The 1,104-nt window shown below is 43.2% G+C and carries 1 protein-coding gene; it reads left to right on the top strand.

Going from position 1 to position 1,104, the window contains the following annotated elements; translation table 11 throughout:
* The first annotated feature begins 274 nt into the window (after positions 1 to 274).
* The gene (locus R7Q47_RS26035) at positions 275 to 919 is read left to right on the top strand and encodes a LuxR C-terminal-related transcriptional regulator (RefSeq protein ID WP_005480993.1); all 645 of its coding nucleotides are present in this window, start codon (positions 275 to 277) and stop codon (positions 917 to 919) included.
* Positions 920 to 1,104: the final 185 nt, after the last annotated feature.

The raw sequence follows: 1,104 nt of genomic DNA, 5'->3' as shown, positions 1-1,104 counted from the left end.
TGCTCCGTTTAACTCTGGATCTGTATATTCATTTTAGCGCAATAGAATACACGCTTTGATGTTTTGGTTAAAGCCCAATGCCATTGTGTTCGATCACGCCCTACGCTAGAACCAAAATCTCAGTTCAACTTTCATATGTAGCATTTTTGATTCGCGTTGCAGACTTCATTCGTGAACCTTTGAATCTCAACGCATTTATTCACCAAAGCTATAGCTCTCCCCATACTTTAATGCCAACTTACGGCCTCTACTGAACCTTGGGAGATTTGAACACGTGAGAAAGTCGGCTTACGCAAGAAAGCTATTTCTGATTAGTATGGAAGACGATGCTGCGCAGAAAGTCGCATCATTAGAAAAGTACATCGATATGAGCATTCCTGTAATCTCAACCGATGCCCTAATGGAAGCGAAACCCGAACATCGAAATAAAATTCTACTCATTGACTTCAGTGAACATAAATCACTCGTTCAATCGATTAAAAACCTGCCATTGGTTTGGAAGAACTTTGAGACGGTCGTGTTCAACGTTCCAAAACGCCTCACTACGGATGAACTGCTCGCCTTCGGTCAATTAAAAGGCTTGTTTTACAGCGAAGATTCTTTAGAACAAGTAGGCGAAGGACTGAAAGGCATTGTCAACGGGCAAAACTGGCTACCACGCAACGTAACCAGCCAACTGCTGCACTACTATCGAAATGTGATAAATACTCACACCGCGCCAGCAACCGTCGATCTCACCATTCGCGAACTGCAAGTGCTGCGTTGTCTGCAAGCTGGAGCATCGAATAGCCAGATGGCAGAAGAACTGTTTGTTAGCGAATTTACGATCAAGTCGCACCTGTATCAGATCTTTAAAAAGCTCTCAGTGAAAAACCGAGTTCAAGCCATTGCTTGGGCCGATCAAAACTTGATGTCTTAACCTTACATTCATGTATTAAGACGACTAATAGAACCAGAGATTACGAGCCCAGCGAGTCGAATAGTGAACACAACGAGAGAGTAAGTTTCCTGTTTATTGTTAGACATAGCTCCTCAACAGCGGCACGGCCTGACTGATCATGCTTTTTTCCGCACTGCGTCTCACATTTTTTCCTACTTTATTCA

It is taken from the genome of Vibrio sp. Vb0349 (assembly GCF_033338975.1).
The sequence above is the reverse complement of the archived record's forward strand: the minus strand, read 5'-3'. Positions and strand labels throughout refer to the sequence as shown.